This is a genomic window from Escherichia sp. WS1451 (assembly GCF_046487365.1).
In the GTDB taxonomy this organism is placed as follows: domain Bacteria; phylum Pseudomonadota; class Gammaproteobacteria; order Enterobacterales; family Enterobacteriaceae; genus Escherichia; species Escherichia coli.
Map to the genome: position 1 here is coordinate 1 of NZ_JBJQJP010000023.1, position 24,096 is coordinate 24,096.

The window sequence follows — 24,096 nt, forward strand, 5'->3', positions numbered from 1 at the left end:
GCACGGCTGGGACGGAAGTCGCTGTCGTTCTCAAAATCGGTGGAGCTGCATGACAAAGTCATCGGGCATTATCTGAACATAAAACACTATCAATAAGTTGGAGTCATTACCCAGAAAATGAATTGGAAAATCAGGAGAGCGTTTTCAATCCTACCTCTGGCGCAGGTGATATGTAAGGCGGTGATGTTATATCGCGTTGATTATTGATGCTGTTTTTAGTTTTAACGGCAATTAATATATATGTTATTAATTGAATGACTTTTATTATTCATTATATATATATGTAGAATCGTGCGCAGGAGAAATATTCACTCAGGAAGCAAAGAGGATTACAGAATTATCTCATAACAAGTGTTAAGGGATGTTATTTCCCGGTTCTCTGTGGCATAATAAACGAGTAGATGCTCATTCCATCTCTTATGTTCGCCTTAGTGCCTCATAAACTCCGGAATGACGCAGAGCCGTTTACGGTGCTTATCGTCCACTGACAGATGTCGCTTATGCCTCATCAGACACCATGGACACAACGTTGAGTGAAGCACCCACTTGTTGTCATACAGACCTGTTTTAACGCCTGCTCCGTAATAAGAGCAGGCGTTTTTTTATGTATCAGAAAGGTCCCGGAGGTGCTTGCCTCTGGGTGAGAAAGAACTACTGTGGCGGGTTGTTCTGCAACGTTAACATCAAACCGTCGCGGCGCATCGCTGCAGCTTCTTCTGGTTTGTGCAGTCTGTCCAGCGCGTCGGCAAGCCATGCGTAATCGTAGGCGTCCGGACGTTGTTTCAGCGCCGCGCGGAAGGCGAGCGATGCTTCCTGCCATTCGCCGTGCTTCATCAGCGACTGACCCAGTGTGCTCCACAACAACGGGCGATCGCCCACGTTTTTGATCTGTTGGCGCAGCACTTTTTCCAGCTGTTCCGGGTTATTGGTTTTCAGACGCGGGATCGGCAGCAGCAGGCGATCGTCATACTGGCGTTTCAGGCCGTCGATGATAATTTGCTGGGCGGTGTCATGGTCATCACACTCAATAAGGTGTTCCGCCATTGCCACCTGTAACGCCACCTGATGACGCGTTTTCCGGCTTTGGTTTTTCCACCAGTTACGCAAACCTTCGCTACCGTTATCGGCACGCGCCTGATCCATCAGGCCAATCCATGCCTGTTGTTCCAGCATTGCACGATGTTCTTCATCGCCAACGTGGGCTTTCGCCATTGATGGGATGATATCCAGCAGCGAACTCCATGCACCAGTGCGGATATACGCCTGTTCCGCCAGACGTAATACTTCCGGATGGCGTGGCGTAACTTCCAGCAGCTTATCCACGCCGTGGCGTGCAGCATGGTTTTCATTACGGGCCAGTTGCAGACGTACACGGGTGATTTCTACCGGAATTGTGTCGTTGCCGGCCAGCTCCGCTGCGCGTTCCAGATGTTGGTTGGCGCGTGCTTCATCACCGCGTTGTTGCGCGGCTTCGGCAGCCAGCAGATAGTTCACCACCGGTTGTTCAGCGTGATCGGCATTTTTCGCCATCAGCTTTTCAACTTGCTGATAATCGCCTTCCGCTAGTTTCAGCAGCGCCTGTTCGGTCTGCTTACGGGCACGGCGACGCTTACGTCCGACAAACCACCCACGGGTGTGTGCGCCTGTGCGGAAGATCCGCCGCAGTAGCCACTCAATGGCAAACAGCACTACCATCGCCAGAATCAAAATAATCGCCAGGCCAGTGACGCTGGTTTCGATATTGTAGTTGTCGGTCTGGATCAGCACGTAACCCTGATGACCGGCAATCATCGGGCCAACCACGATCCCCGCAATCAGCAAAACAAAGAGCAATAACACTTTTAGCATGGTTATTCTCCTTGCGGCGCGGCTGCCGGAGTATCAGCTTGCGGTGCAGGTGCAGGTGCAGGTGCAGGTGCAGGTGCAGGTTTAGCTTCCGTTGTCCCCGCTGCCGGTTGTGCCAGCAGGTTACGCACGCGAGTCTGCATCAGTTTTTCCAGCATCGCCTGGCTTTGCAGGGTTTCCGGGAGATCCATCGAGATATTTTGCTGGCTTAACTGGTCCACCTCGTCGAGGAACGCTTTGGTGGTGGCATCATCAGTATCGTAGTAAGCACGTACCCAGGTGGAGACATTCTCCAGCGCCTGGCGATAAGTCTCTTCCTGATGACGCGGTACAGCTTGTGCAGCGACCAGCAGGCGAGAGCGAATATTTTCGCGCAGATAGATATCCTGATTTGGCGCTAACAGCGGTACGGCGGTGTCATCACGACGGCGAATCGTAATGAAGTTGTCCATAAAGTTCTGCCAGCTTTTTTGCAGATTGATACGCCATTCGCTGATGGAACTGGAAAGCTCTTCACCGTCGGAATCCATCGGCGAACCATCGCTGTCATTATCAGCCAGACGCAGGTTATCTACCTGATTTGAAAGCTGATTAAGCTTAAGGATAATGCCGTCATAATCCACCTGCGATACCGCAGAAAGGCTGGCGATATCATCGGTAATTGCCCGGCGAACGGTAATCAGACTCGGGTCATTCATATCCGCCAGGCTGGCGTCTGCACTTTTCAGCAACGCTGCAGCGGTCGTGACGTCCTGATCGCTCCACAGCTTCCGTCCGGCGAGTTTCACCAGGAAATCAGCCTGAGCCAGCAGCCAGGTTTTAGCATCGCTGCCGGAAATAGTCGCGACCTTTTGTTGGACTTCATCCAGCTGTTTTGCCAGCGTTTCTTGCTGACGATTCGCCTGCTCAAGCTGTACAGCTTGTTGCTTGATAATGCCTTCCAGCTCAGCTTTTTGGCTCTCCTGGGCTTTTTGCAGTGCCGTCAGTTGATTAGCCAGGGCATCGCTGGTGGCAGTCTGATTGACGGCCTGTTGTTTACCCCAGCCATACAAACCGACGCCCGCCGCCAGAGCAATAGCGATAGCCACCGCGCTGAGAATCAATGCGGTATTGTTCTTACTCTTTTTTTCTGTTGCGACAGGTTGTGACGTGGTGTCCACGGCCTCCCTGGTCTCTTCAACCACGGCGGAGGTTTTTTCTTGTTCCGTCATTATGGCTTCCTGTTATGAGAGTTATTGTAATGCCCGTAAAAGCGCATCGTTGTCAGCGTTATCGGCGACCTTAATGTCTTGCCAGCCCAGTTCCCGGGCTAGTTTCGCCAAACGCTCACTGACGACCAATAGTCGACAGCGTAGTAACCAGTGCTCACGATACCATTGTGGGATCAGCGACCAGAGTTGCTGCAACATTTCACCGCTGGTAACAACGACTGTCGTCACCTCGCGGGATTGCCAGCGCATCGCTTCTTCTGCACCATCGTAATGGATTGCGCATCGTTGATAACATTCACAAAAAGTGACCTCAGCACCGCGCGCCATCAGGGTATCCCCAATTAGCTCACGACCGCCATTGCCACGTAATATCAGCGCACGTTTGCCCGCAATATTTTGTAATTCAGGTAATTGTAGCAAGACTTCGCTGATTTCCCGATCCTGCGGGTAGAGAATCTTCTGTCCGCTTACGGTATGTAGTGCCAGTGCGGTGGTGCGTCCAATGGCGAAATAATCAGGTAGTCGGGGCCATTTACGATCTTGCTGATGCAGCTGTGATTGGGCAAAAGCAACCGCGTGTTGCGAGAGGGCAAACAACAGATCGCTCTCCCCCAGCGCCGCCAGTTGATCAGCAAGTTGTGGTAATTGTCGACCCGGAGAAAACTCAATCAGTGGAAAATGCCAGGCCACCTGCCCCAGTGTGCGCAGACGGCTCACTAACTCTTCTCCAGCGGGAGACGGGCGGGTGACAAGGATACTCATGCCGGGGCGTCTCCATTATAGACTTCAGCGAGGATCTCGCGCGCGCCGTTATTCAGTAGCTCTTCTGCCAGCGAAATCCCCATTTGTTCGGCATCTTGCGGCGCACCGCGGCGTTCACCGCGAATAATCTGCGAACCGTCCGGCGCGCCGACCAGCGCACGCAGCCAGATTTCACCATCAATAAGCTCGGCGTAGCTACCAATTGGCACCTGACATCCGCCTTCGAGACGGGTATTCATGGCGCGTTCTGCGGTAACGCGCAGTGCAGTTTCGTGGTGATTCAGCGCGGCAAGCAGCTCGCGAGTGCGAGAATCATCAAGGCGGCATTCAATACCCACCGCACCTTGTCCTACCGCCGGAAGAGAAATCTCGGGTGGCAATGCGGCGCGAATGCGGGACTCCAGACCTAAACGTTTTAGTCCGGCTACGGCAAGAATGATGGCATCGTATTCGCCGTTATCCAGTTTACTCAGGCGAGTGCCGACGTTGCCGCGCAGGGAGCGGATAATCAGATCCGGGCGGCGTTCAGCCAGTTGGCACTGGCGACGTAAACTGGACGTCCCGACGATACTGCCTGCCGGTAACGCATCCAGACTTTCATAGTTATTGGACACAAAGGCATCGCGAGGATCTTCACGCTCGCAAATGGTGACCAGCCCCAGACCTTGCGGGAATTCAACCGGCACATCTTTCATTGAATGTACGGCGATATCGGCGCGATTCTCCAGGAGCGCGACTTCCAGCTCTTTAACAAATAAGCCTTTTCCGCCTACTTTCGCCAGCGGCGTATCAAGAATCACATCGCCGCGCGTCACCATCGGTACCAGTTCAACGACCAGGCCCGGATGGCTCGCCATCAACTTGTCTTTGACATAGTGTGCCTGCCAGAGTGCAAGTGGGCTTTGGCGTGTGGCAATTCTTAAAACATTGTCTAACATGCTTGTTACCGTCATTATCATCCGTGGTCCATCCTAACATCCTTGCCAGAGCGATGTCAGTGTTGTGGTGAAACGTAGACGCCTGCGCAAACCGTAAAATGAGGTCTGGCAGTGGATCCTGACAGGCGTTTCACGCCGTCGTAATAAGGAATTTACAGAGAATAAACGGTGCTACACTTGTATGTAGCGCATCTTTCTTTACGGTCAATCAGCAAGGTGTTAAATTGATCACGTTTTAGACCATTTTTTCGTCGTGAAACTAAAAAAACCAGGCGCGAAAAGTGGTAACGGTTACCTTTGACATACGAAATATCCCGAATGCCGCGTGTTACCGTTGATGTTGGCGGAATCACAGTCATGACGGGTAGCAAATCAGGCGATACGTCTTGTACCTCTATATTGAGACTCTGAAACAGAGACTGGATGCCATAAATCAATTGCGTGTGGATCGCGCGCTTGCTGCTATGGGGCCTGCATTCCAACAGGTCTACAGTCTACTGCCGACATTGTTGCACTATCACCATCCGCTAATGCCGGGTTACCTTGATGGTAACGTTCCCAAAGGCATTTGCCTTTACACGCCTGATGAAACTCAACGCCACTACCTGAACGAGCTTGAACTGTATCGTGGAATGTCAGTACAGGATCCGCCGAAAGGTGAGCTTCCAATTACTGGTGTATACACCATGGGCAGCACCTCGTCCGTAGGGCAAAGCTGTTCCTCTGACCTGGATATCTGGGTCTGTCATCAATCCTGGCTCGATAGCGAAGAGCGCCAGTTGCTACAACGTAAATGTAGTCTGCTGGAAAGCTGGGCCGCCTCGCTGGGTGTGGAAGTCAGCTTCTTCCTGATTGATGAAAACCGTTTCCGTCATAATGAAAGCGGCAGCCTGGGGGGCGAAGATTGTGGCTCCACCCAGCATATACTGCTGCTTGACGAATTTTATCGTACCGCCGTGCGTCTCGCCGGTAAGCGTATTCTGTGGAATATGGTGCCGTGCGACGAAGAAGAGCATTACGACGACTATGTGATGACGCTTTACGCGCAGGGCGTGCTTACTCCTAATGAATGGCTGGATCTTGGTGGCTTAAGCTCACTTTCTGCCGAAGAGTACTTTGGTGCCAGCCTTTGGCAGCTCTATAAGAGTATCGATTCCCCATACAAAGCGGTGCTGAAAACACTGCTGCTGGAAGCCTATTCCTGGGAATACCCGAACCCACGTCTGCTGGCGAAAGATATCAAACAGCGTTTGCACGATGGCGAGATTGTATCGTTTGGCCTCGATCCATACTGCATGATGCTGGAGCGTGTTACTGAATACCTGACGGCGATTGAAGATTTTACCCGTCTGGATTTAGTACGTCGCTGCTTCTATTTAAAAGTGTGCGAAAAGCTCAGCCGTGAACGCGCCTGCGTAGGCTGGCGTCGTGAAGTGCTAACCCAGTTAGTGAAAGAGTGGGAATGGGACGATGGTCGTCTTGCAATGCTCGATAACCGCGCTAACTGGAAGATTGATCAGGTGCGTGAGGCGCACAACGAGCTGCTCGATGCAATGATGCAGAGCTACCGTAATTTGATCCGCTTTGCGCGTCGCAATAACCTTAGCGTCTCCGCCAGTCCGCAGGATATCGGCGTACTGACACGTAAGCTGTACGCCGCGTTTGAAGCATTGCCAGGTAAAGTGACGCTGGTAAACCCGCAGATTTCGCCCGATCTCTCGGAACCGAATCTGACCTTTATTTATGTGCCGCCGGGCCGGGCTAACCGTTCCGGTTGGTATCTGTATAACCGCGCGCCAAATATTGAGTCGATCATCAGCCATCAGCCGCTGGAATATAACCGTTACCTGAATAAACTGGTAGCGTGGGCATGGTTTAACGGCCTGCTGACCTCGCGTACCCGTTTGTATATTAAAGGTAACGGCATTGTCGATTTGCCTAAGTTGCAGGAGATGGTCGCCGATGTGTCACACCATTTCCCGCTGCGCCTGCCTGCACCGACGCCAAAAGCGCTCTACAGCCCGTGTGAGATTCGCCATCTGGCGATTATCGTTAACCTGGAATATGACCCGACAGCTGCGTTCCGCAATCAGGTGGTGCATTTTGATTTCCGTAAGCTGGACGTCTTCAGCTTTGGCGAGAATCAAAATTGCCTGGTAGGTAGCGTGGACCTGCTGTACCGCAACTCGTGGAACGAAGTGCGTACGTTGCACTTCAACGGCGAGCAGTCGATGATCGAAGCCCTGAAAACCATTCTCGGCAAAATGCATCAGGACGCCGCACCGCCAGATAGCGTGGAAGTCTTCTGTTATAGCCAGCATCTGCGCGGGTTAATCCGTACTCGCGTGCAGCAACTGGTTTCTGAGTGTATTGAACTGCGTCTTTCCAGCACCCGCCAGGAAACCGGGCGCTTCAAGGCGCTGCGCGTCTCCGGTCAAACCTGGGGCTTGTTCTTCGAACGGCTGAATGTATCGGTACAGAAACTGGAAAACGCCATCGAGTTTTATGGCGCTATTTCGCATAACAAACTGCACGGCCTGTCAGTGCAGGTTGAAACCAATCACGTCAAATTACCGGCGGTGGTGGATGGCTTTGCCAGCGAAGGGATCATCCAGTTCTTCTTCGAAGAAACGCAAGACGAGAATGGCTTTAATATCTACATTCTCGACGAAAGCAACCGGGTTGAGGTGTATCACCACTGCGAAGGCAGCAAAGAGGAGCTGGTGCGTGACGTCAGTCGCTTCTACTCGTCATCGCACGACCGTTTTACCTACGGCTCAAGCTTCATCAACTTCAACCTGCCGCAGTTCTATCAGATTGTGAAGGTTGATGGTCGTGAACAGGTGATTCCGTTCCGCACCAAATCGATTGGCAACATGCCGCCTGCCAATCAGGATCACGACACGCCGCTATTACAGCAGTATTTTTCGTGATGAGCGTGCCGGAAAGCGAGGCTTATCCGGCATGCAATCTTAGCGGAAACTGACTGTTTCACCCGCCTGCTGCGTTGCCGCCTGTTCCAGCAAATCCCAGAAGGTTTCGCCGCTGCGATCGCAAATCCACTCATCGCCTTTCATATCAAAATGGTAGCCGCCCTGTTTGGTTGCCAGCCATACCTGGTGCAGCGGTTCCTGGCGGTTGATAATGATTTTGCTGCCGTTTTCAAAGGTAATGGTCAGCACGCCGCCGTTGATTTCGCAGTCGATATCGCTATCGCCATCCCAGTCGTCCAGACGCTCTTCAATGGTCAGCCACAGTTGATCAGCCAGGCGATGAAATTCACTGTCGTTCATTGTTGTATCCTGTTTTTAAGTGATGGCGGCAGTATAGCGGCATGGTGTCAGGGCTTCAAAGTTTACCCGTCTGCTGCTGCGTTCCGGCACGATTCATCCGTCACCGAAATAATAATATCTCTATATAGCGAAAGATTGGTCTTTTCATAAGGGCGCAGGTATACCACGCCTTTTCCCTGTTTCTGGTAAATATTATGTTCAGGCGCGGAAAGCCGACATCCCCATGCCGATGATAAAAACAACGAACAAGACAACAAACAAACCACATTGCGATAGTGCATAAAGCCATCCTGGCGCGAGGTGCCGATCACGAAACTACCAGCAAAACATAAATCCCCACGAGTAAGCGTTATACTCGCAGCATTTCCTCACTTTTCAGACTTCATAAAGAGTCGCTAAACGCTTGCTTTTACGCCTTCTCCTGCGATGATAGAAAGCAGAAAGCGATGAACTTTACAGGCAATCCATAATGAAAAACGTGTTTAAGGCACTCACTGTATTACTTACTCTCTTCAGCCTGACGGGCTGCGGTCTGAAAGGTCCGCTCTATTTCCCGCCTGCAGATAAAAACACACCGCCGCCGACCAAACCGGTAGAGACGCAAACGCAATCCACGGTGCCGGATAAAAACGACCGCGCCACTGGCGATGGTCCATCCCAGGTGAATTACTAAAAGTCAGTTTCTGTACCCGCGTGATTGGAGTAAATGATGCAGTTCTCGAAAATGCATGGCCTTGGCAACGATTTTATGGTCGTCGACGCGGTAACGCAGAATGTCTTTTTTTCACCGGAGCTGATTCGTCGCCTGGCTGATCGGCACCTGGGGGTAGGGTTTGACCAACTGCTGGTGGTTGAGCCGCCGTATGATCCTGAACTGGATTTTCACTATCGCATTTTCAATGCTGATGGCAGTGAAGTGGCGCAGTGCGGCAACGGAGCACGCTGCTTTGCCCGTTTTGTGCGTCTGAAAGGGCTGACCAATAAGCGCGATATCCGCGTCAGCACCGCCAACGGGCGGATGGTTCTTACCGTCACCGATGATGATCTGGTCCGCGTAAATATGGGCGAACCCAACTTCGAACCTTCTGCCGTGCCGTTTCGCGCTAACAAAGCGGAAAAGACCTATATTATGCGCGCCGCCGAGCAGACAATCTTATGCGGCGTGGTGTCGATGGGAAATCCGCATTGCGTGATTCAGGTCGATGATGTCGATACCGCGGCGGTAGAAACGCTTGGTCCTGTTCTGGAAAGCCACGAACGTTTCCCGGAGCGCGCCAATATCGGTTTTATGCAAGTGGTTAAGCGCGAGCATATTCGTTTACGCGTTTATGAGCGTGGGGCAGGAGAAACCCAGGCCTGCGGCAGCGGCGCATGTGCGGCGGTGGCGGTAGGGATTCAGCAAGGTTTGCTGGCCGAAGAAGTACGCGTGGAACTCCCCGGCGGTCGTCTTGATATCGCCTGGAAAGGTCCGGGTCACCCGTTATATATGACTGGCCCGGCGGTACATGTCTACGACGGATTTATTCATCTATGAAGCAACCAGGGGAAGAACTGCAGGAAACACTCACGGAGCTTGATGACCGGGCGGTTGTCGATTATCTGATTAAAAATCCTGAGTTTTTTATCCGCAATGCGCGCGCAGTAGAAGCGATACGTGTGCCGCATCCGGTACGCGGCACCGTTTCGTTGGTCGAGTGGCACATGGCCCGCGCACGTAATCACATTCATGTTCTGGAAGAGAACATGGCGTTGTTGATGGAGCAGGCTATCGCCAACGAAGGCCTGTTTTATCGCTTACTCTACTTGCAGCGTAGTCTCACCGCCGCCAGCAGTCTCGACGATATGCTGATGCGCTTTCACCGCTGGGCGCGCGATCTCGGTCTGGCGGGCGCGAGTCTGCGCCTGTTTCCAGATCGCTGGCGCTTAGGTGCGCCGTCGAACCACACTCATCTGGCATTAAGCCGTCAGTCTTTCGAACCGCTGCGTATTCAGCGTCTGGGGCAGGAACAGCACTATCTGGGGCCACTTAACGGACCGGAGCTGCTGGTGGTGCTACCGGAAGCGAAAGCGGTGGGATCGGTGGCGATGTCGATGCTGGGAAGCGATGCTGATTTGGGTGTTGTGCTGTTTACCAGTCGCGATGCCAGTCACTATCAACAAGGGCAGGGAACGCAGTTACTTCATGAAATTGCGCTGATGTTGCCGGAGCTTCTGGAGCGTTGGATTGAACGCGTATGACCGATTTACACACCGATGTAGAACGCTACCTACGTTATCTGAGCGTGGAGCGTCAGCTTAGCCCGATAACCCTGCTTAACTATCAGCGTCAGCTTGAGGCGATCATCAATTTTGCCAGTGAAAACGGCCTGCAAAGCTGGCAGCAATGTGATGTGACGATGGTGCGCAATTTCGCTGTACGCAGCCGCCGTAAAGGGCTGGGAGCTGCAAGTCTGGCGTTACGGCTTTCTGCGCTACGTAGCTTTTTTGACTGGCTGGTCAGCCAGAACGAACTCAAAGCCAACCCGGCGAAAGGTGTTTCGGCACCGAAAGCGCCGCGTCATCTGCCGAAAAACATCGACGTCGATGATATGAATCGGCTGCTGGATATTGATATCAACGATCCCCTCGCCGTGCGCGATCGGGCAATGCTGGAAGTGATGTACGGCGCGGGTCTGCGTCTTTCCGAACTGGTGGGGCTGGATATCAAACACCTCGACCTGGAGTCCGGCGAAGTGTGGGTGATGGGGAAAGGCAGCAAAGAGCGCCGCCTGCCGATTGGTCGCAACGCTGTGGCGTGGATTGAGCACTGGCTTGATTTGCGCGACCTGTTTGGTAGCGAAGACGACGCGCTTTTTCTGTCGAAACTGGGCAAGCGTATCTCCGCGCGTAATGTGCAGAAACGCTTTGCCGAATGGGGCATCAAACAAGGGCTAAATAATCACGTTCACCCGCATAAATTACGTCACTCGTTCGCTACGCATATGCTGGAGTCGAGCGGCGATCTTCGTGGTGTGCAGGAGCTGCTGGGTCATGCCAACCTCTCCACCACGCAAATCTATACTCATCTTGATTTTCAACACCTTGCCTCGGTGTACGATGCGGCGCATCCACGCGCCAAACGGGGGAAATAATGCGTTTTTACCGGCCTTTGGGGCGCATCTCGGCGCTCACCTTTGACCTGGATGATACCCTTTACGATAACCGTCCGGTGATTTTGCGCACCGAGCGAGAGGCGCTTACCTTTGTGCAAAATTATCATCCGGCGCTGCGCAGCTTCCAGAATGAAGATCTGCAACGCCTGCGCCAGGCGGTACGGGAAGCGGAACCCGAGATTTATCACGACGTCACGCGCTGGCGTTTTCGTTCGATTGAACAAGCCATGCTCGACGCCGGGCTGAGTGCCGAAGAAGCCAGTGCAGGCGCACACGCAGCAATGATCAACTTTGCCAAATGGCGCAGCCGAATCGATGTCCCGCAGCAAACCCACGACACCTTAAAACAGCTGGCGAAGAAATGGCCGCTGGTGGCGATCACCAACGGTAACGCCCAGCCGGAGCTGTTTGGTTTAGGGGATTATTTTGAGTTTGTGTTGCGCGCTGGCCCGCACGGGCGCTCAAAACCGTTCAGCGATATGTACTTCCTGGCGGCGGAAAAACTCAACGTGCCGATCGGCGAGATCTTACATGTCGGGGACGATCTCACCACTGACGTGGGTGGGGCAATTCGCAGCGGAATGCAGGCCTGTTGGATCAGACCGGAAAATGGCGATCTGATGCAAACCTGGGACAGTCGTTTACTCCCGCATCTGGAAATTTCCCGGTTGGCATCTCTGACCTCGCTGATATAATCAGCAAATCTGTATATATACCCAGCTTTTTGGCGGAGGGCGTTGCGCTTCTCCGCCCAACCTATTTTTACGCGGCGGTGCCAATGGACGTTTCTTACCTGCTCGACAGCCTTAATGACAAACAGCGCGAAGCGGTGGCCGCGCCACGCAGCAACCTTCTGGTGCTGGCGGGCGCGGGCAGTGGTAAGACGCGCGTACTGGTGCATCGTATCGCCTGGCTGATGAGCGTGGAAAACTGCTCGCCATACTCGATTATGGCGGTAACGTTTACCAACAAAGCGGCGGCGGAGATGCGTCATCGTATCGGGCAGCTGATGGGCACCAGCCAGGGCGGCATGTGGGTCGGCACCTTCCACGGGCTGGCGCACCGTCTGCTGCGTGCGCACCATATGGACGCCAATCTGCCGCAGGATTTTCAGATCCTCGACAGCGAGGACCAGCTACGCCTGCTCAAACGCCTAATCAAGGCGATGAACCTCGACGAGAAGCAGTGGCCGCCGCGCCAGGCAATGTGGTACATCAACAGCCAGAAAGATGAAGGCCTGCGTCCACATCATATTCAAAGCTACGGTAATCCGGTGGAGCAGACCTGGCAGAAGGTGTATCAGGCGTATCAGGAAGCGTGTGACCGCGCGGGCCTGGTGGACTTCGCCGAGCTGCTGCTACGTGCTCACGAGTTGTGGCTTAACAAACCGCATATCCTTCAGCACTATCGCGAACGGTTTACCAATATCCTGGTGGACGAATTCCAGGATACCAACAACATTCAGTATGCGTGGATCCGCCTGCTGGCGGGCGATACCGGCAAAGTGATGATCGTTGGCGATGACGATCAGTCAATCTACGGCTGGCGCGGAGCGCAGGTGGAGAATATTCAGCGTTTCCTCAATGATTTCCCCGGTGCTGAAACTATCCGTCTGGAGCAGAACTACCGCTCTACCAGCAATATTCTGAGCGCCGCGAACGCCCTGATTGAAAACAACAACGGGCGTTTGGGTAAAAAACTGTGGACCGATGGCGCGGATGGTGAGCCTATTTCCCTCTATTGCGCTTTTAACGAACTCGATGAAGCGCGTTTTGTGGTTAACCGCATCAAAACCTGGCAGGACAACGGCGGGGCGCTTGCCGAGTGCGCCATTCTCTACCGCAGCAACGCCCAGTCGCGTGTGCTGGAAGAGGCGTTATTGCAGGCGAGTATGCCGTATCGTATTTACGGCGGGATGCGCTTCTTCGAACGCCAGGAAATCAAAGATGCGCTCTCGTATCTGCGCCTGATTGCCAACCGCAACGACGACGCGGCCTTTGAGCGTGTGGTGAATACGCCAACGCGGGGTATTGGTGACCGGACGCTGGACGTGGTACGTCAGACATCGCGCGATCGCCAGTTAACACTCTGGCAGGCATGTCGTGAACTGTTGCAGGAAAAAGCCCTCGCCGGACGTGCTGCCAGCGCCTTACAGCGGTTTATGGAGCTGATCGACGCCTTAGCGCAGGAAACTGCCGATATGCCGCTGCATGTACAGACTGACCGGGTAATTAAAGACTCCGGCCTGCGTACCATGTACGAGCAGGAGAAGGGCGAAAAAGGTCAGACGCGTATCGAAAACTTAGAGGAACTGGTGACGGCAACGCGCCAGTTCAGCTACAACGAAGAAGACGAAGATTTAATGCCGCTGCAGGCATTCCTCTCCCATGCGGCGCTGGAAGCGGGCGAGGGGCAGGCGGATACCTGGCAGGACGCGGTGCAGTTGATGACGCTACACTCGGCGAAAGGCCTGGAGTTCCCGCAGGTGTTTATCGTTGGTATGGAAGAGGGCATGTTCCCAAGCCAGATGTCGCTGGATGAAGGCGGACGTCTGGAAGAAGAACGCCGTCTGGCCTACGTTGGCGTAACCCGCGCGATGCAGAAACTGACGCTGACCTACGCGGAAACTCGCCGTCTGTATGGCAAAGAGGTTTACCATCGCCCGTCGCGCTTTATCGGTGAGTTGCCGGAAGAGTGTGTGGAAGAGGTGCGCCTGCGCGCTACGGTAAGCCGCCCGGTCAGCCATCAACGGATGGGGACGCCGATGGTCGAGAACGACAGCGGCTACAAGCTCGGCCAGCGCGTACGCCACGCTAAGTTTGGTGAAGGCACCATCGTCAATATGGAAGGCAGCGGCGAGCATAGCCGTTTGCAGGTGGCATTCCAGGGCCAGGGTATTAAATGGCTGGTGGCGGCTTATGCCCGACTGGAGACGGTGTAATTTACAACTCCGTTGCAGGATGCGGTGCGCCACACCGCATTCGGCATCAGCACCTTACTTAGCGCACTTCTTCACATCAATATTCCAGTCAGCACCAGACGCAACCTGATGTTTCTGCGCAAAATTATCCATATTCAGCGCCACGGAAACATTCAATAAGCTGTTCAGATACACCATCGGCTGGCCTTCCGGCACATCGCCGAAGCTTGCGACATACGGCATTTTCCCTGCGTATTTTTGCTGGGAACCTTCGGAAATGGTCACACACAACGTGTCGTTGAGTTTGATTCCTGCCTGATTCAGCAACTCGTCGCTGATATTGCTCCAGACGTTGCCGTACTGAATATCGAGAATCGGGATATTGCCCTTCACTTCACCTTTTGTTGCTTTTGCTTTCTGATAAGAAAGTTCGACAACTTTTGCAGGAAGCTCTGGCCCCACCTGTTCGAACGTGATCGCTCCGGAAGCCAGACGCGCACCGGTGTAGGCATATACATCGCGACCATGGAAGGTATATGACTTTTCAGAACCTTTCAGGCGGTTAGCTTTTTCGTCGATTTCCCGGACGCTATCAATACCCAGAGTTTGTGCCACCAAAGTGAGCGTACCGTTATCTGGTGAAACGAAGTATTGACCGTTTTTGGTTTTCAGCACTACCGATTTACGGTCAGTGCCTACGCCCGGATCGACCACGCTAACAAACACCGAACCTTGCGGCCAGTAACTGGCAGTCTGATACAGGCGATAAGCGCCTTCCCAGATGTTATACGGTGGAATTTCGTGTGTTAAATCAAAGATTTTAAGATTATGGTCAACGCCGAATGCGACCCCTTTCATCGCCGAGACGGCACCATCTTTCAGGCTAAAATCAGTTTGTAAAATCAAAGCGTTATCCGCATAGGCGGATGATGATCCCAGACACGTTAATAAAAATAACGTTGCGAGCGTTTTTTTCATTTTTGTTTCCCTTCATTTATCTGATGATTTTCCAGCTGTGTAGCCAGTCCCAGTTTGTCTGGCCTCCTCGAGTGTACAATGCTTAACCTTTCCACTCGACGGAAATCATGGTAACAAAAGGATAGTGTTGCCACGGAATTGCCCAGCCTTTCATATACATATGTGAAATTGTGCCATCAAGATAAAGCAGCTGCTCAACGTTCAGTTTCGCTTTGGCATAGCAGGCAAAATCATAAAAATTTGTCGCCTGCTGGCTCAACAAAAACACGGCGTTCCCTTGTTTATTAATCCCTACACCGTTACGAATTTTACGCGAGGCAACATTCGGGTGAATGCGTGGATTAATTACGCCGTTTTCTAATAACATTGGCCCTGACTGCACTGCAAACTGAATCTCTTTACTGGTTTTAAAGGCATCCAGACGAACGATGCCGACTTTATCTCCCGCGACATAAAACACGCCGCCAGGACGAATAAAGAAATTCCCTTCACCTGAAGCGAGATTTAACGCCACCTTCTGCTGACCGTTTTCGATGTACAAACCGAGCGGCGCATAGCTTTCATCATAGATGCCGCCGTTCATCGCCATCTGCACCTGACCCTGACTATTCATATCCGCCAGCAGAGCATGTAACGTTCCCCACGCTTCGCCATTGGCTTTTTGCCAGTACATTTTCACCCGCTCTGTTTGAGGATTAACGGTATACGCCTGTACGGTCAGCGTCGGATCTGAGAGTGCGCAATCATCAGCGGCAACAGCAAACAAGGGAAGTAAGGTGAAGGTGAGAAAAATCCGTTTGAGATTCAAGGTGATCATTCCTTTACCAATGAGTAGCCGATGCGCCATTATAGGTCCTGGATGTGGGATTTTTTTATCCTGTTAGCGACCTTGACGAGTACCAAAAAGCGCGAAGTTCAACTATTGTTCTGTGGTGTTCTGTTGCGTGTTGACGGCAAAATTTTGCTGGCGTAACATGCGCGCACGATCACTCTAAGAGGACATTCGCCTTGGACACACCCAGTAGATACTGGCTCACTATCCTGTCATCCAGGATCAACTCCTAAGGCTATCCCTTTTTGCTGATAGCCTTAGCGGTTGTCAGCGACCTCAATTTTTCCCGTCGCGCTGAGTCAGGCTGTTTAATGGTCTGAAACCCAATTTGTTTCTGTGTGCCCACCGAACTGTCCGATATTTTAAGCATTGGGAGTCCCGGTCATGCTGAGCGCATTTCAACTGGAAAATAACCGACTGACCCGGCTGGAAGTCGAAGAGTCACAACCCCTTGTAAATGCAGTATGGATTGATCTTGTCGAACCGGACGACGACGAGCGACTGCGCGTACAATCTGAACTTGGTCAGAGCCTGGCAACCCGCCCGGAACTGGAAGACATCGAAGCATCGGCACGTTTCTTTGAAGACGATGACGGCCTGCATATTCACTCCTTCTTCTTCTTTGAAGATGCGGAAGATCACGCCGGTAACTCCACTGTGGCATTTACCATCCGTGATGGTCGTCTGTTTACTCTGCGTGAGCGTGAACTGCCTGCATTCCGTCTGTATCGTATGCGTGCCCGTAGCCAGTCGATGGTGGACGGTAATGCCTACGAGCTGCTGCTGGATCTGTTCGAAACCAAAATCGAACAGTTGGCGGATGAAATTGAAAACATCTACAGCGATCTGGAGCAGTTGAGCCGGGTAATTATGGAAGGGCATCAGGGCGACGAGTATGACGAGGCGCTCTCCACGCTGGCGGAACTGGAAGATATCGGCTGGAAAGTTCGCCTGTGTCTGATGGATACCCAGCGCGCGCTCAACTTCCTGGTACGTAAAGCACGCTTACCGGGTGGGCAACTGGAGCAGGCGCGTGAAATCCTGCGAGATATCGAATCCCTGCTGCCGCATAACGAATCCCTGTTCCAGAAGGTGAACTTCCTGATGCAGGCGGCGATGGGCTTTATCAATATCGAGCAGAACCGCATCATCAAAATCTTCTCGGTGGTATCCGTGGTGTTCCTGCCGCCAACGCTGGTTGCTTCCAGCTACGGGATGAACTTTGAGTTTATGCCAGAACTGAAGTGGAGTTTCGGCTACCCAGGCGCGATTATCTTTATGATCCTCGCGGGCCTGGCACCGTATCTGTACTTTAAGCGGAAGAACTGGTTGTAACTTTACGATGTCGCTGTGAGTAAGTTAGTGTGCTGACAGCGACATTTTAGCCGAGGGAATCGCAGATAACATAATTGTTGTGAATAATATCCATGCTACGTTGAGTTGGACGCTTAATGAATCACATCTCACCCCTTCAATTACTGCCGAGATAATAGAAAAAAGTGTCAAACCCAATGAAATCAATACAAAATAGATTGCCTTACATCCAGTATCTCTTATTCTTTTAGCTCCGATATTGATATTCACATACGTATTAGTGATGACCAGAATGAAACTCAAAGCTAGGTTGATATCATTCAAAGTTATTAATATTGTCCATGATGTTAATGTGTAGATTATAAACTGCAAACGTGATAAATGCTCAAGCCTGGATGGGTATAATATATTTCTAATAGATGATTTAAACATTTTTATATTGTTTTGTATATGATTGGTTTAAGTGTATATACATTATTTAGAACATATAGCTTGTTATATCCATGCAATATGACAGCCTTTGTATTGATAACTATACAGTAGTAATTTAGAGTGTGTAAGTTTTTATTGAGGGGAACTATATTTAATTAAATATAATTAAATAATATTTGTTTCTATGAATAATATTTTTGGTGAATGTATTTTATATGGAAAATAGTAACTTTTGGCAGTTGTTCTTGGGTAAAGAACCTTACAGCAAAAAATCTGATTTTGTTAAGGCGTGGTTATTGTGGTGGGCTATTACCATCCTTGTTCTATTTATTTTAAGCCTGACTACGACATTAAATTTAAGAAGTATAGGTATAGGGTTAAGTTTTGGGTTTTGTCAAATCCTTGGTAGATATACGATGTCTCTAGGATGGAGTAAGTACTGGGGAGTTTTGGGGGTATTTCCTGTAACAAATATTGTTCTTTTTCTTATCTTAATTTTTTTCAAAAAAAGATAAATAAGTCAGTGGGTAGGCTTTTAAACGGCCTACCCATGTTAATGCCTAACTTTTTCTACGCTGCGTATAAATCGCATCCATCACAAAAATTGCCAGCGCCACCCAAATAAAGGCGAAGGTCACCATCTTATCGGCACCCGGTTTTTCACCATAAAACGTCACAGCCAGCAGGAACATCAGCGTCGGGCCAATGTACTGAAAAAAGCCTAACGTTGAGAGACGCAGGCGTGTCGCAGCCGCAGTAAAACACAACAGCGGTACTGTAGTGACAATCCCGGCGGCGATCAGCAGTAAATTCAGTGACATCGGGTTTTGCCCCATATGGCTGGTTGAGCTGTCGGCAATAGCAAACAGGTAAATCGCCGCCACGGGCAGCAACCACATAGTTTCGATTAACATGCCGGTTTGCGCTTCAACAGCAATCTTCTTGCGTACCAGGCCGTAGAAGGCAAAACTAAACGCCAGCCCCAGCGCGATAATCGGCAGTGAACCAAAAGTCCACAACTGAACCAACACGCCACATATCGCCAGAATCACCGCCAGCCATTGCATCCGGCGGAATCGCTCGCCGAGGAAAATCATCCCCAGCACAATGTTCACCAGCGGGTTAATAAAGTAACCAAGGCTCGCTTCCAGCATATGGTGATTGTTCACCGCCCAGATAAACAGTAGCCAGTTGCCACCAATCAGCACGGCAGAGACTGCCAGCATAAAAATTTTCTGTGGCGTCTGAATCAGCGTTTTTAAATAGGACCACTGGCGGCAAATGCTCATCAGCACCACCATAAAGAAAAACGACCAGATCACGCGATGCGTCAGGATCTCATCGGCGGGCACGTAGTAAATCAGCTTGAAGTACGCTGGCGCAATACCCCAAATAAAATAAGCGGCAAGAGCGAGTAATACGCCCTGCCGCGTTTGTTTTGCATCCATCGGGAATACTCATTTTTAATTGGTAACAGCAGTTTACCTGTTTTTAGATTTTCAACCTACCATATAGGTGGCGGTGGCACTGGCAATATAAAGCTGTTCTTCATTGTGTAATTCAACGCGGGCGACGGCGACTTTATTGCCTGCACGCAATAGACTACTGGTAGCAGTAAAACGCTCGCCCCTGCCTGGGCGCAGATAATCGACGCGAAGATCAATGGTCCCCATCCGCGATAGCCGCTGGCGTAGTTCATCTTCACTGATGGTTTCGTGGCGGGTTAAGGTACTTCCCACGCACACCAGACCGGCGGCGACATCCAGCGCCGACGCAATGACCCCGCCGTGCAAAATGCTTTGCGCCCAGTTACCCACCATCATTGGCTGATTTTTAAAGGCCAGCTGTGCGAACTCTTTTTCGTAACGCTCCAGTTCCATCCCCAATGCGCGGTTAAACGGCATGTGATAAACAAACATCTCACCCACTAATTTCAGGGCTTGTTCAGCGGTCAGTACGGCAGACATATCATCCTTACACTTCATTAGTTAATGAAATGTTGATTTTATGCTTCTTTGTTGTTGGTTTCTACTTTAGGAAGGGATAACTAACGGCAAAGGAGTTAAGTATGTAAAATAGCCCGCAGAAAAATATTCCTCTAATCAATAATTCGTTACGGAGAACACGACCGATGCGGACTCTGCAGGGCTGGTTGTTGCCGGTGTTTATGTTGCCTATGGCAGTATATGCACAAGAGGCAACGGTGAAAGAGGTGCATGACGCGCCAGCGGTGCGTGGCAGTATTATCGCCAATATGCTGCAGGAGCATGACAATCCGTTCACGCTCTATCCTTATGACACTAACTACCTCATCTACACCCAAACCAGCGATCTGAATAAAGAAGCGATTGCCAGTTACGACTGGGCGGAAAATGCGCGTAAGGATGAAGTAAAGTTTCAGTTGAGCCTGGCATTTCCGCTGTGGCGTGGGATTTTAGGCCCGAACTCGGTGTTGGGTGCGTCTTATACGCAAAAATCCTGGTGGCAACTGTCCAATAGCGATGAGTCTTCACCGTTTCGTGAAACCAACTACGAACCGCAATTGTTCCTCGGTTTTGCCACGGATTACAACTTTGCTGGCTGGACGCTGCGCGATGTGGAAATGGGCTACAACCACGACTCAAACGGGCGTTCAGACCCGACTTCCCGCAGCTGGAACCGCCTTTATACCCGCCTGATGGCAGAAAACGGTAACTGGCTGGTAGAGGTGAAGCCGTGGTATGTGGTGGGGAATACGGACGATAACCCGGACATCACCAAATATATGGGCTATTACCAGCTTAAAATCGGCTATCACCTCGGTGATGCGGTACTGAGCGCGAAAGGGCAGTACAACTGGAACACCGGTTACGGTGGTGCGGAGTTAGGTTTAAGTTACCCGATCACCAAACATGTGCGCCTTTATACTCAGGTTTACAGTGGTTACGGCGAATCGCTCATCGACTATAACTTCAACCAGACCCGCGTTGGTGTGGGAGTTATGCTAAACGACCTGTTTTGATGAATGGTTGTCAAATCTGGAATCCAGCATCCAGGATTACCCTCTCAGAGACTAAAAGCATTGCAGTTTCTCGCGCAGGCGCTGAAAATAGCGCCTGTTTTTATTTCAGGCAATCGGGGTGAATGTGGCGCAGGCGGAAGTGTTGAATCTGGAGTCCGGAGCTAAACAGGTTTTACAAGAAACCTTTGGCTACCAACAGTTTCGCCCCGGCCAGGAAGAAATTATCGACACTGTGCTTTCCGGCCGCGATTGCCTCGTCGTCATGCCCACTGGTGGCGGAAAATCCCTTTGCTATCAAATCCCTGCCTTATTGCTAAACGGCCTTACCGTGGTTGTTTCACCGCTGATTTCGTTGATGAAAGATCAGGTGGATCAACTGCAAGCCAACGGCGTGGCGGCGGCGTGCCTTAACTCGACGCAAACCCGCGAGCAGCAACTTGACGTGATGACAGGCTGTCGCACCGGGCAAATCCGCCTGCTTTATATCGCGCCGGAACGCCTGATGCTGGATAACTTTCTTGAGCATCTGGCGCACTGGAATCCGGTGTTATTAGCCGTTGATGAAGCGCACTGTATCTCCCAATGGGGCCACGATTTCCGCCCGGAATACGCTGCTCTCGGTCAGCTGCGTCAGCGATTCCCGACGCTGCCGTTTATGGCGCTGACTGCCACAGCCGATGACACCACGCGCCAGGATATCGTGCGCCTGCTGGGGCTGAACGATCCGCTGATTCAAATCAGCAGTTTTGACCGTCCGAATATTCGCTACATGCTGATGGAGAAATTCAAACCGCTCGATCAGTTGATGCGCTACGTGCAGGAACAGCGCGGTAAGTCGGGGATTATTTACTGCAACAGCCGGGCGAAAGTAGAAGACACCGCTGCGCGCCTGCAAAGCAAGGGTATTAGCGCGGCGGCCTATCATGCCGGGCTGGAAAATAATGTCCGCGCCGACGTGCAGGAAAAATTTCAGCGCGATGACCTGCAAATTGTGGTGGCGACCGTGGCGTTTGGCATGGGCATCAACAAGCCTAACGTCCGCTTCGTGGTCCACTTTGATATTCCGCGCAATATCGAATCCTATTATCAGGAAACCGGTCGTGCCGGGCGTGATGGCCTGCCCGCGGAAGCGATGCTGTTTTACGATCCGGCCGATATGGCGTGGCTACGCCGTTGTCTGGAAGAGAAGCCGCAGGGGCAATTGCAGGATATCGAGCGCCATAAACTCAATGCGATGGGCGCGTTTGCCGAAGCGCAAACTTGCCGTCGTCTGGTGCTGCTGAACTACTTTGGCGAAGGGCGGCAGGAGCCGTGCGGGAACTGCGATATCTGCCTCGATCCGCCGAAACAATACGATGGTTCAACCGATGCTCAGATTGCCCTTTCCACCATTGGTCGTGTGAATCAGCGGTTTGGGATGGGTTATGTGGTGGAAGTGATTCGTGGCGCTAATAACCAGCGTATCCGCGACTATGGTCATGACAAACTGAAAGTCTATGGCATGGGCCGTGATAAAAGCCATGAACATTGGGTGAGCGTGATCCGCCAGCTGATTCACCTCGGCCTGGTGACGCAAAATATTGCCCAGCATTCTGCCCTACAACTGACAGAGGCTGCGCGTCCGGTGCTGCGCGGCGAATCCTCTTTGCAACTTGCCGTGCCGCGTATCGTGGCGCTCAAACCGAAAGCGATGCAGAAATCGTTCGGCGGCAACTATGATCGCAAACTGTTCGCCAAATTACGCAAACTGCGTAAATCGATTGCCGATGAAAGCAATGTCCCGCCGTACGTGGTATTTAACGACGCAACCTTGATTGAGATGGCGGAACAGATGCCGATCACTGCCAGCGAAATGCTCAGCGTTAACGGCGTTGGGATGCGCAAGCTGGAACGCTTTGGCAAACCGTTTATGGCGCTGATTCGTGCGCATGTCGATGGCGATGACGAAGAGTAGTCAGCAGGATAAAAAAGTGCCAGGATGAAGACTCCGTAAACGTTTCCCCCGCGAGTCTAATGTATGTTGATGTTATTCCTCACCGTCGCCATGGTGCACATTGTGGCGCTTATGAGCCCCGGTCCCGATTTCTTTTTTGTCTCTCAGACCGCTGTCAGTCGTTCCCGTAAAGAAGCGATGATGGGCGTGCTGGGCATTACCTGCGGCGTAATGGTTTGGGCTGGGATTGCGTTGCTTGGCCTACATTTGATTATCGAAAAAATGGCCTGGCTGCATACGCTGATTATGGTGGGCGGTGGCCTGTATCTCTGCTGGATGGGTTACCAGATGCTACGCGGTGCACTGAAAAAAGAGGCGGTTTCTGCGCCTGCACCACAGGTTGAGCTGGCAAAAAGCGGGCGCAGTTTCCTGAAAGGCTTACTGACCAATCTCGCCAATCCGAAAGCGATTATCTACTTTGGTTCGGTATTCTCGCTGTTTGTCGGCGATAACGTCGGCACCACTGAGCGCTGGGGCATTTTCGCGTTGATTATTATCGAAACACTGGCGTGGTTTACCGTCGTTGCCAGCCTGTTTGCCCTGCCGCAAATGCGCCGTGGTTATCAACGTCTGGCGAAGTGGATTGATGGTTTTGCCGGGGCGTTATTTGCCGGATTTGGTATTCATTTGATTATTTCGCGTTAATGCCAGACGCGTCATCAGAGTAAGTCGGATAAGGCGTTTACGCCGCATCCGACATTATTTTCACGCATGCCTCGCCGATGCTAACAGCGCTCCCACCAGCATAAATAACGAGCCGAAAATCTTATTCAGCGCCTTCATCTGCTTTGGTCCTTTAATCCATAGAGCAATCCGTTGAGCAAGGGTGGCGTAACCGATCATCACAATAATATCGACCACAATAGTGGTGACGCCGAGCACGATATACTGCATCAGCTGCGGCTGTTGCGGCATGATGAATTGCGGAAATAGCGCCGCCAGAAACACAATACTTTTGGGATTGGTGAGATTCACAAAAACTGCGCGCTGGAACAAATGTCGGCGCGATTGAGTAGAGGCTAGCGATTTAAGGTCAATTGCACCAGCGGCGCGCCATTGCTGTATTCCCAGCCAAATCAAGTAAGCTGCGCCTGCCCACTTCAACACTTCAAACGCAATCACTGAGCGGGAAAATAGCGTCCCCAACCCCACGCCAACCAGCACAATATGAATCGCCAGTCCGGTCTGAAGCCCAGCAATAGACGCCACCGCGCCGCGATAACCGTGGTTGAGCGAGGTGGTCATGGTGTTGATTGCACCAGAGCCTGGCGACAGGCTTAAAATGATCGATGTCAGCAGGTAGGCAAACCACCATTCTAAGGTCATGATGAACTCCCGGTGTGTCTATTTTTGTGCCACAATACGCTACTGTCGCAGCGTTGTGTCAGGCACGCTTAAAAAAACGATTTTACGTGGTTTAAGAGG

Annotated in this window: 24 protein-coding genes and 1 pseudogene; 14 read left to right on the forward strand and 11 right to left on the reverse strand. The window is 51.7% G+C overall.

Translation table 11 applies throughout. From position 1 onward, the window contains the following. Positions 1–96 (forward strand): IS1 family transposase (locus ACJHX7_RS21630; RefSeq protein WP_000851394.1); only part of this gene is annotated, 96 nt, incomplete at its 5' end. 555 nt (positions 97–651) lie between these two features. On the opposite strand, the gene hemY is transcribed toward ACJHX7_RS21630, so the two are convergent. From hemY to hemC, 4 genes are read right to left on the reverse strand one after another with little or no spacing between them, the layout of a single operon-like run. Further along, a complete protein-coding gene (gene hemY, locus ACJHX7_RS21635; RefSeq protein WP_000921791.1) occupies positions 652–1,848 on the reverse strand; it encodes a protoheme IX biogenesis protein HemY in 1,197 nt (398 codons plus the stop codon). Positions 1,849–1,850: 2 nt separating this feature from the next. Continuing rightward, a complete protein-coding gene (hemX, locus tag ACJHX7_RS21640; protein ID WP_001599344.1) occupies positions 1,851–3,056 on the reverse strand; it encodes a uroporphyrinogen-III C-methyltransferase in 1,206 nt (401 codons plus the stop codon). 21 nt (positions 3,057–3,077) lie between these two features. Beyond that, complete coding sequence (gene hemD, locus ACJHX7_RS21645) at positions 3,078–3,818, reverse strand: uroporphyrinogen-III synthase (protein ID WP_094030190.1); 741 nt, start codon at positions 3,816–3,818, stop codon at positions 3,078–3,080. Further along, positions 3,815–4,756 (reverse strand): hydroxymethylbilane synthase, encoded by a 942-nt coding sequence (gene hemC, locus ACJHX7_RS21650; RefSeq protein ID WP_032188510.1) that lies wholly within the window; start codon positions 4,754–4,756, stop codon positions 3,815–3,817. Before hemC ends, hemD begins: the two co-directional genes overlap by 4 nt. 386 nt (positions 4,757–5,142) lie before the next feature. Here hemC and cyaA point away from each other — a divergent pair, with 386 nt between their 5' ends. Next, positions 5,143–7,689, forward strand: coding sequence for a class I adenylate cyclase (cyaA, locus tag ACJHX7_RS21655; protein WP_000281697.1), 2,547 nt, complete (start codon positions 5,143–5,145; stop codon positions 7,687–7,689). A gap of 39 nt (positions 7,690–7,728) precedes the next feature. On the opposite strand, the gene cyaY is transcribed toward cyaA, so the two are convergent. Together cyaY and ACJHX7_RS21665 are read right to left on the reverse strand one after the other, a co-directional pair. Beyond that, positions 7,729–8,049 (reverse strand): iron donor protein CyaY, encoded by a 321-nt coding sequence (cyaY, locus tag ACJHX7_RS21660; RefSeq protein WP_000999950.1) that lies wholly within the window; start codon positions 8,047–8,049, stop codon positions 7,729–7,731. A gap of 125 nt (positions 8,050–8,174) precedes the next feature. Beyond that, positions 8,175–8,360: pseudogene (locus ACJHX7_RS21665) on the reverse strand (DKNYY family protein); the annotation flags it as partial. 158 nt (positions 8,361–8,518) lie between these two features. Here ACJHX7_RS21665 and lptM point away from each other — a divergent pair. From lptM to uvrD, 6 genes are all read left to right on the forward strand, one after another. Continuing rightward, complete coding sequence (gene lptM / locus ACJHX7_RS21670; protein ID WP_086623805.1) at positions 8,519–8,722, forward strand: LPS translocon maturation chaperone LptM; 204 nt, start codon at positions 8,519–8,521, stop codon at positions 8,720–8,722. Positions 8,723–8,758: 36 nt separating this feature from the next. Beyond that, positions 8,759–9,583, forward strand: coding sequence for a diaminopimelate epimerase (dapF, locus tag ACJHX7_RS21675; protein ID WP_001160654.1), 825 nt, complete (start codon positions 8,759–8,761; stop codon positions 9,581–9,583). Then, on the forward strand, positions 9,580–10,287 hold the full coding sequence (locus ACJHX7_RS21680) for a DUF484 domain-containing protein (protein ID WP_000812796.1): 708 nt from the start codon (positions 9,580–9,582) through the stop codon (positions 10,285–10,287). Before dapF ends, ACJHX7_RS21680 begins: the two co-directional genes overlap by 4 nt. Next, a complete protein-coding gene (gene xerC, locus ACJHX7_RS21685; RefSeq protein ID WP_000130691.1) occupies positions 10,284–11,180 on the forward strand; it encodes a tyrosine recombinase XerC in 897 nt (298 codons plus the stop codon). The genes ACJHX7_RS21680 and xerC overlap by 4 nt, the downstream gene beginning before the upstream one ends. Next, complete coding sequence (gene yigB / locus ACJHX7_RS21690) at positions 11,180–11,896, forward strand: 5-amino-6-(5-phospho-D-ribitylamino)uracil phosphatase YigB (protein ID WP_001213584.1); 717 nt, start codon at positions 11,180–11,182, stop codon at positions 11,894–11,896. The genes xerC and yigB overlap by 1 nt, the downstream gene beginning before the upstream one ends. Before the next feature lie 83 nt (positions 11,897–11,979). Further along, positions 11,980–14,142 carry a DNA helicase II gene (gene uvrD / locus ACJHX7_RS21695; RefSeq protein WP_000383407.1) on the forward strand — a complete coding sequence of 721 codons (2,163 nt, stop codon included), beginning with the start codon at positions 11,980–11,982 and terminating at the stop codon, positions 14,140–14,142. A gap of 54 nt (positions 14,143–14,196) precedes the next feature. Here the strand turns inward: uvrD and ACJHX7_RS21700 are convergent, their stop codons facing one another. Continuing rightward, the gene (locus ACJHX7_RS21700; protein ID WP_000751627.1) at positions 14,197–15,099 is read right to left on the reverse strand and encodes an S-adenosyl-l-methionine hydroxide adenosyltransferase family protein; all 903 of its coding nucleotides are present in this window, start codon (positions 15,097–15,099) and stop codon (positions 14,197–14,199) included. An 82-nt stretch (positions 15,100–15,181) separates the two neighbouring features. Then, positions 15,182–15,946: a phosphodiester glycosidase family protein gene (locus tag ACJHX7_RS21705; protein WP_000951170.1), complete on the reverse strand. Its 765-nt coding sequence runs from the start codon at positions 15,944–15,946 to the stop codon at positions 15,182–15,184. Positions 15,947–16,107: 161 nt separating this feature from the next. Here ACJHX7_RS21705 and ysgD point away from each other — a divergent pair, with 161 nt between their 5' ends. From ysgD to ACJHX7_RS21720, 3 genes are all read left to right on the forward strand, one after another. Next, positions 16,108–16,164, forward strand: a complete 57-nt coding sequence (gene ysgD / locus ACJHX7_RS21710; RefSeq protein WP_211180520.1) for a protein YsgD — start codon at positions 16,108–16,110, stop codon at positions 16,162–16,164. A gap of 151 nt (positions 16,165–16,315) precedes the next feature. Continuing rightward, on the forward strand, positions 16,316–17,266 hold the full coding sequence (gene corA / locus ACJHX7_RS21715; protein ID WP_000947159.1) for a magnesium/cobalt transporter CorA: 951 nt from the start codon (positions 16,316–16,318) through the stop codon (positions 17,264–17,266). A 626-nt stretch (positions 17,267–17,892) separates the two neighbouring features. Then, positions 17,893–18,192, forward strand: a complete 300-nt coding sequence (locus ACJHX7_RS21720) for a hypothetical protein (protein WP_001330510.1) — start codon at positions 17,893–17,895, stop codon at positions 18,190–18,192. Between the two features lie 45 nt (positions 18,193–18,237). Here ACJHX7_RS21720 and rarD read toward each other — a convergent pair whose 3' ends face one another. Both rarD and yigI read right to left on the reverse strand, forming a co-directional pair. After that, complete coding sequence (gene rarD / locus ACJHX7_RS21725; RefSeq protein ID WP_000339103.1) at positions 18,238–19,125, reverse strand: EamA family transporter RarD; 888 nt, start codon at positions 19,123–19,125, stop codon at positions 18,238–18,240. Between the two features lie 51 nt (positions 19,126–19,176). Next, a complete protein-coding gene (gene yigI / locus ACJHX7_RS21730) occupies positions 19,177–19,644 on the reverse strand; it encodes an acyl-CoA thioesterase YigI (protein ID WP_001277142.1) in 468 nt (155 codons plus the stop codon). A 164-nt stretch (positions 19,645–19,808) separates the two neighbouring features. On the opposite strand from yigI, the gene pldA reads away from it, so the two are divergent. From pldA to rhtC, 3 genes are all read left to right on the forward strand, one after another. Further along, a complete protein-coding gene (pldA, locus tag ACJHX7_RS21735) occupies positions 19,809–20,678 on the forward strand; it encodes a phospholipase A (protein WP_001259695.1) in 870 nt (289 codons plus the stop codon). Positions 20,679–20,802: 124 nt separating this feature from the next. After that, the gene (gene recQ / locus ACJHX7_RS21740) at positions 20,803–22,632 is read left to right on the forward strand and encodes an ATP-dependent DNA helicase RecQ (RefSeq protein WP_088170619.1); all 1,830 of its coding nucleotides are present in this window, start codon (positions 20,803–20,805) and stop codon (positions 22,630–22,632) included. Positions 22,633–22,695: 63 nt separating this feature from the next. After that, positions 22,696–23,316 carry a threonine export protein RhtC gene (gene rhtC, locus ACJHX7_RS21745; RefSeq protein WP_000928828.1) on the forward strand — a complete coding sequence of 207 codons (621 nt, stop codon included), beginning with the start codon at positions 22,696–22,698 and terminating at the stop codon, positions 23,314–23,316. A 60-nt stretch (positions 23,317–23,376) separates the two neighbouring features. On the opposite strand, the gene rhtB is transcribed toward rhtC, so the two are convergent. Then, on the reverse strand, positions 23,377–23,997 hold the full coding sequence (gene rhtB, locus ACJHX7_RS21750) for a homoserine/homoserine lactone efflux protein (RefSeq protein ID WP_000171710.1): 621 nt from the start codon (positions 23,995–23,997) through the stop codon (positions 23,377–23,379). Positions 23,998–24,096: the final 99 nt, after the last annotated feature.

What these genes read in the sequence shown, in the direction of transcription:
- hemY (WP_000921791.1), bottom strand. Translation starts at nt 1,848, where the DNA reads ATGCTAAAAGTGTTATTGCTCTTTGTTTTGCTGATTGCGGGGATCGTG.
- rhtC (WP_000928828.1), top strand. Translation starts at nt 22,696, where the DNA reads ATGTTGATGTTATTCCTCACCGTCGCCATGGTGCACATTGTGGCGCTT.
- lptM (WP_086623805.1), top strand. Translation starts at nt 8,519, where the DNA reads ATGAAAAACGTGTTTAAGGCACTCACTGTATTACTTACTCTCTTCAGC.
- dapF (WP_001160654.1), top strand. Translation starts at nt 8,759, where the DNA reads ATGCAGTTCTCGAAAATGCATGGCCTTGGCAACGATTTTATGGTCGTC.
- cyaY (WP_000999950.1), bottom strand. Translation starts at nt 8,049, where the DNA reads ATGAACGACAGTGAATTTCATCGCCTGGCTGATCAACTGTGGCTGACC.
- corA (WP_000947159.1), top strand. Translation starts at nt 16,316, where the DNA reads ATGCTGAGCGCATTTCAACTGGAAAATAACCGACTGACCCGGCTGGAA.
- ACJHX7_RS21705 (WP_000951170.1), bottom strand. Translation starts at nt 15,946, where the DNA reads ATGGCGCATCGGCTACTCATTGGTAAAGGAATGATCACCTTGAATCTC.
- ACJHX7_RS21700 (WP_000751627.1), bottom strand. Translation starts at nt 15,099, where the DNA reads ATGAAAAAAACGCTCGCAACGTTATTTTTATTAACGTGTCTGGGATCA.
- ACJHX7_RS21680 (WP_000812796.1), top strand. Translation starts at nt 9,580, where the DNA reads ATGAAGCAACCAGGGGAAGAACTGCAGGAAACACTCACGGAGCTTGAT.
- yigI (WP_001277142.1), bottom strand. Translation starts at nt 19,644, where the DNA reads ATGTCTGCCGTACTGACCGCTGAACAAGCCCTGAAATTAGTGGGTGAG.
- rarD (WP_000339103.1), bottom strand. Translation starts at nt 19,125, where the DNA reads ATGGATGCAAAACAAACGCGGCAGGGCGTATTACTCGCTCTTGCCGCT.
- yigB (WP_001213584.1), top strand. Translation starts at nt 11,180, where the DNA reads ATGCGTTTTTACCGGCCTTTGGGGCGCATCTCGGCGCTCACCTTTGAC.
- hemX (WP_001599344.1), bottom strand. Translation starts at nt 3,056, where the DNA reads ATGACGGAACAAGAAAAAACCTCCGCCGTGGTTGAAGAGACCAGGGAG.
- rhtB (WP_000171710.1), bottom strand. Translation starts at nt 23,997, where the DNA reads ATGACCTTAGAATGGTGGTTTGCCTACCTGCTGACATCGATCATTTTA.
- xerC (WP_000130691.1), top strand. Translation starts at nt 10,284, where the DNA reads ATGACCGATTTACACACCGATGTAGAACGCTACCTACGTTATCTGAGC.
- pldA (WP_001259695.1), top strand. Translation starts at nt 19,809, where the DNA reads ATGCGGACTCTGCAGGGCTGGTTGTTGCCGGTGTTTATGTTGCCTATG.
- ACJHX7_RS21720 (WP_001330510.1), top strand. Translation starts at nt 17,893, where the DNA reads ATGGAAAATAGTAACTTTTGGCAGTTGTTCTTGGGTAAAGAACCTTAC.
- uvrD (WP_000383407.1), top strand. Translation starts at nt 11,980, where the DNA reads ATGGACGTTTCTTACCTGCTCGACAGCCTTAATGACAAACAGCGCGAA.
- hemC (WP_032188510.1), bottom strand. Translation starts at nt 4,756, where the DNA reads ATGTTAGACAATGTTTTAAGAATTGCCACACGCCAAAGCCCACTTGCA.
- hemD (WP_094030190.1), bottom strand. Translation starts at nt 3,818, where the DNA reads ATGAGTATCCTTGTCACCCGCCCGTCTCCCGCTGGAGAAGAGTTAGTG.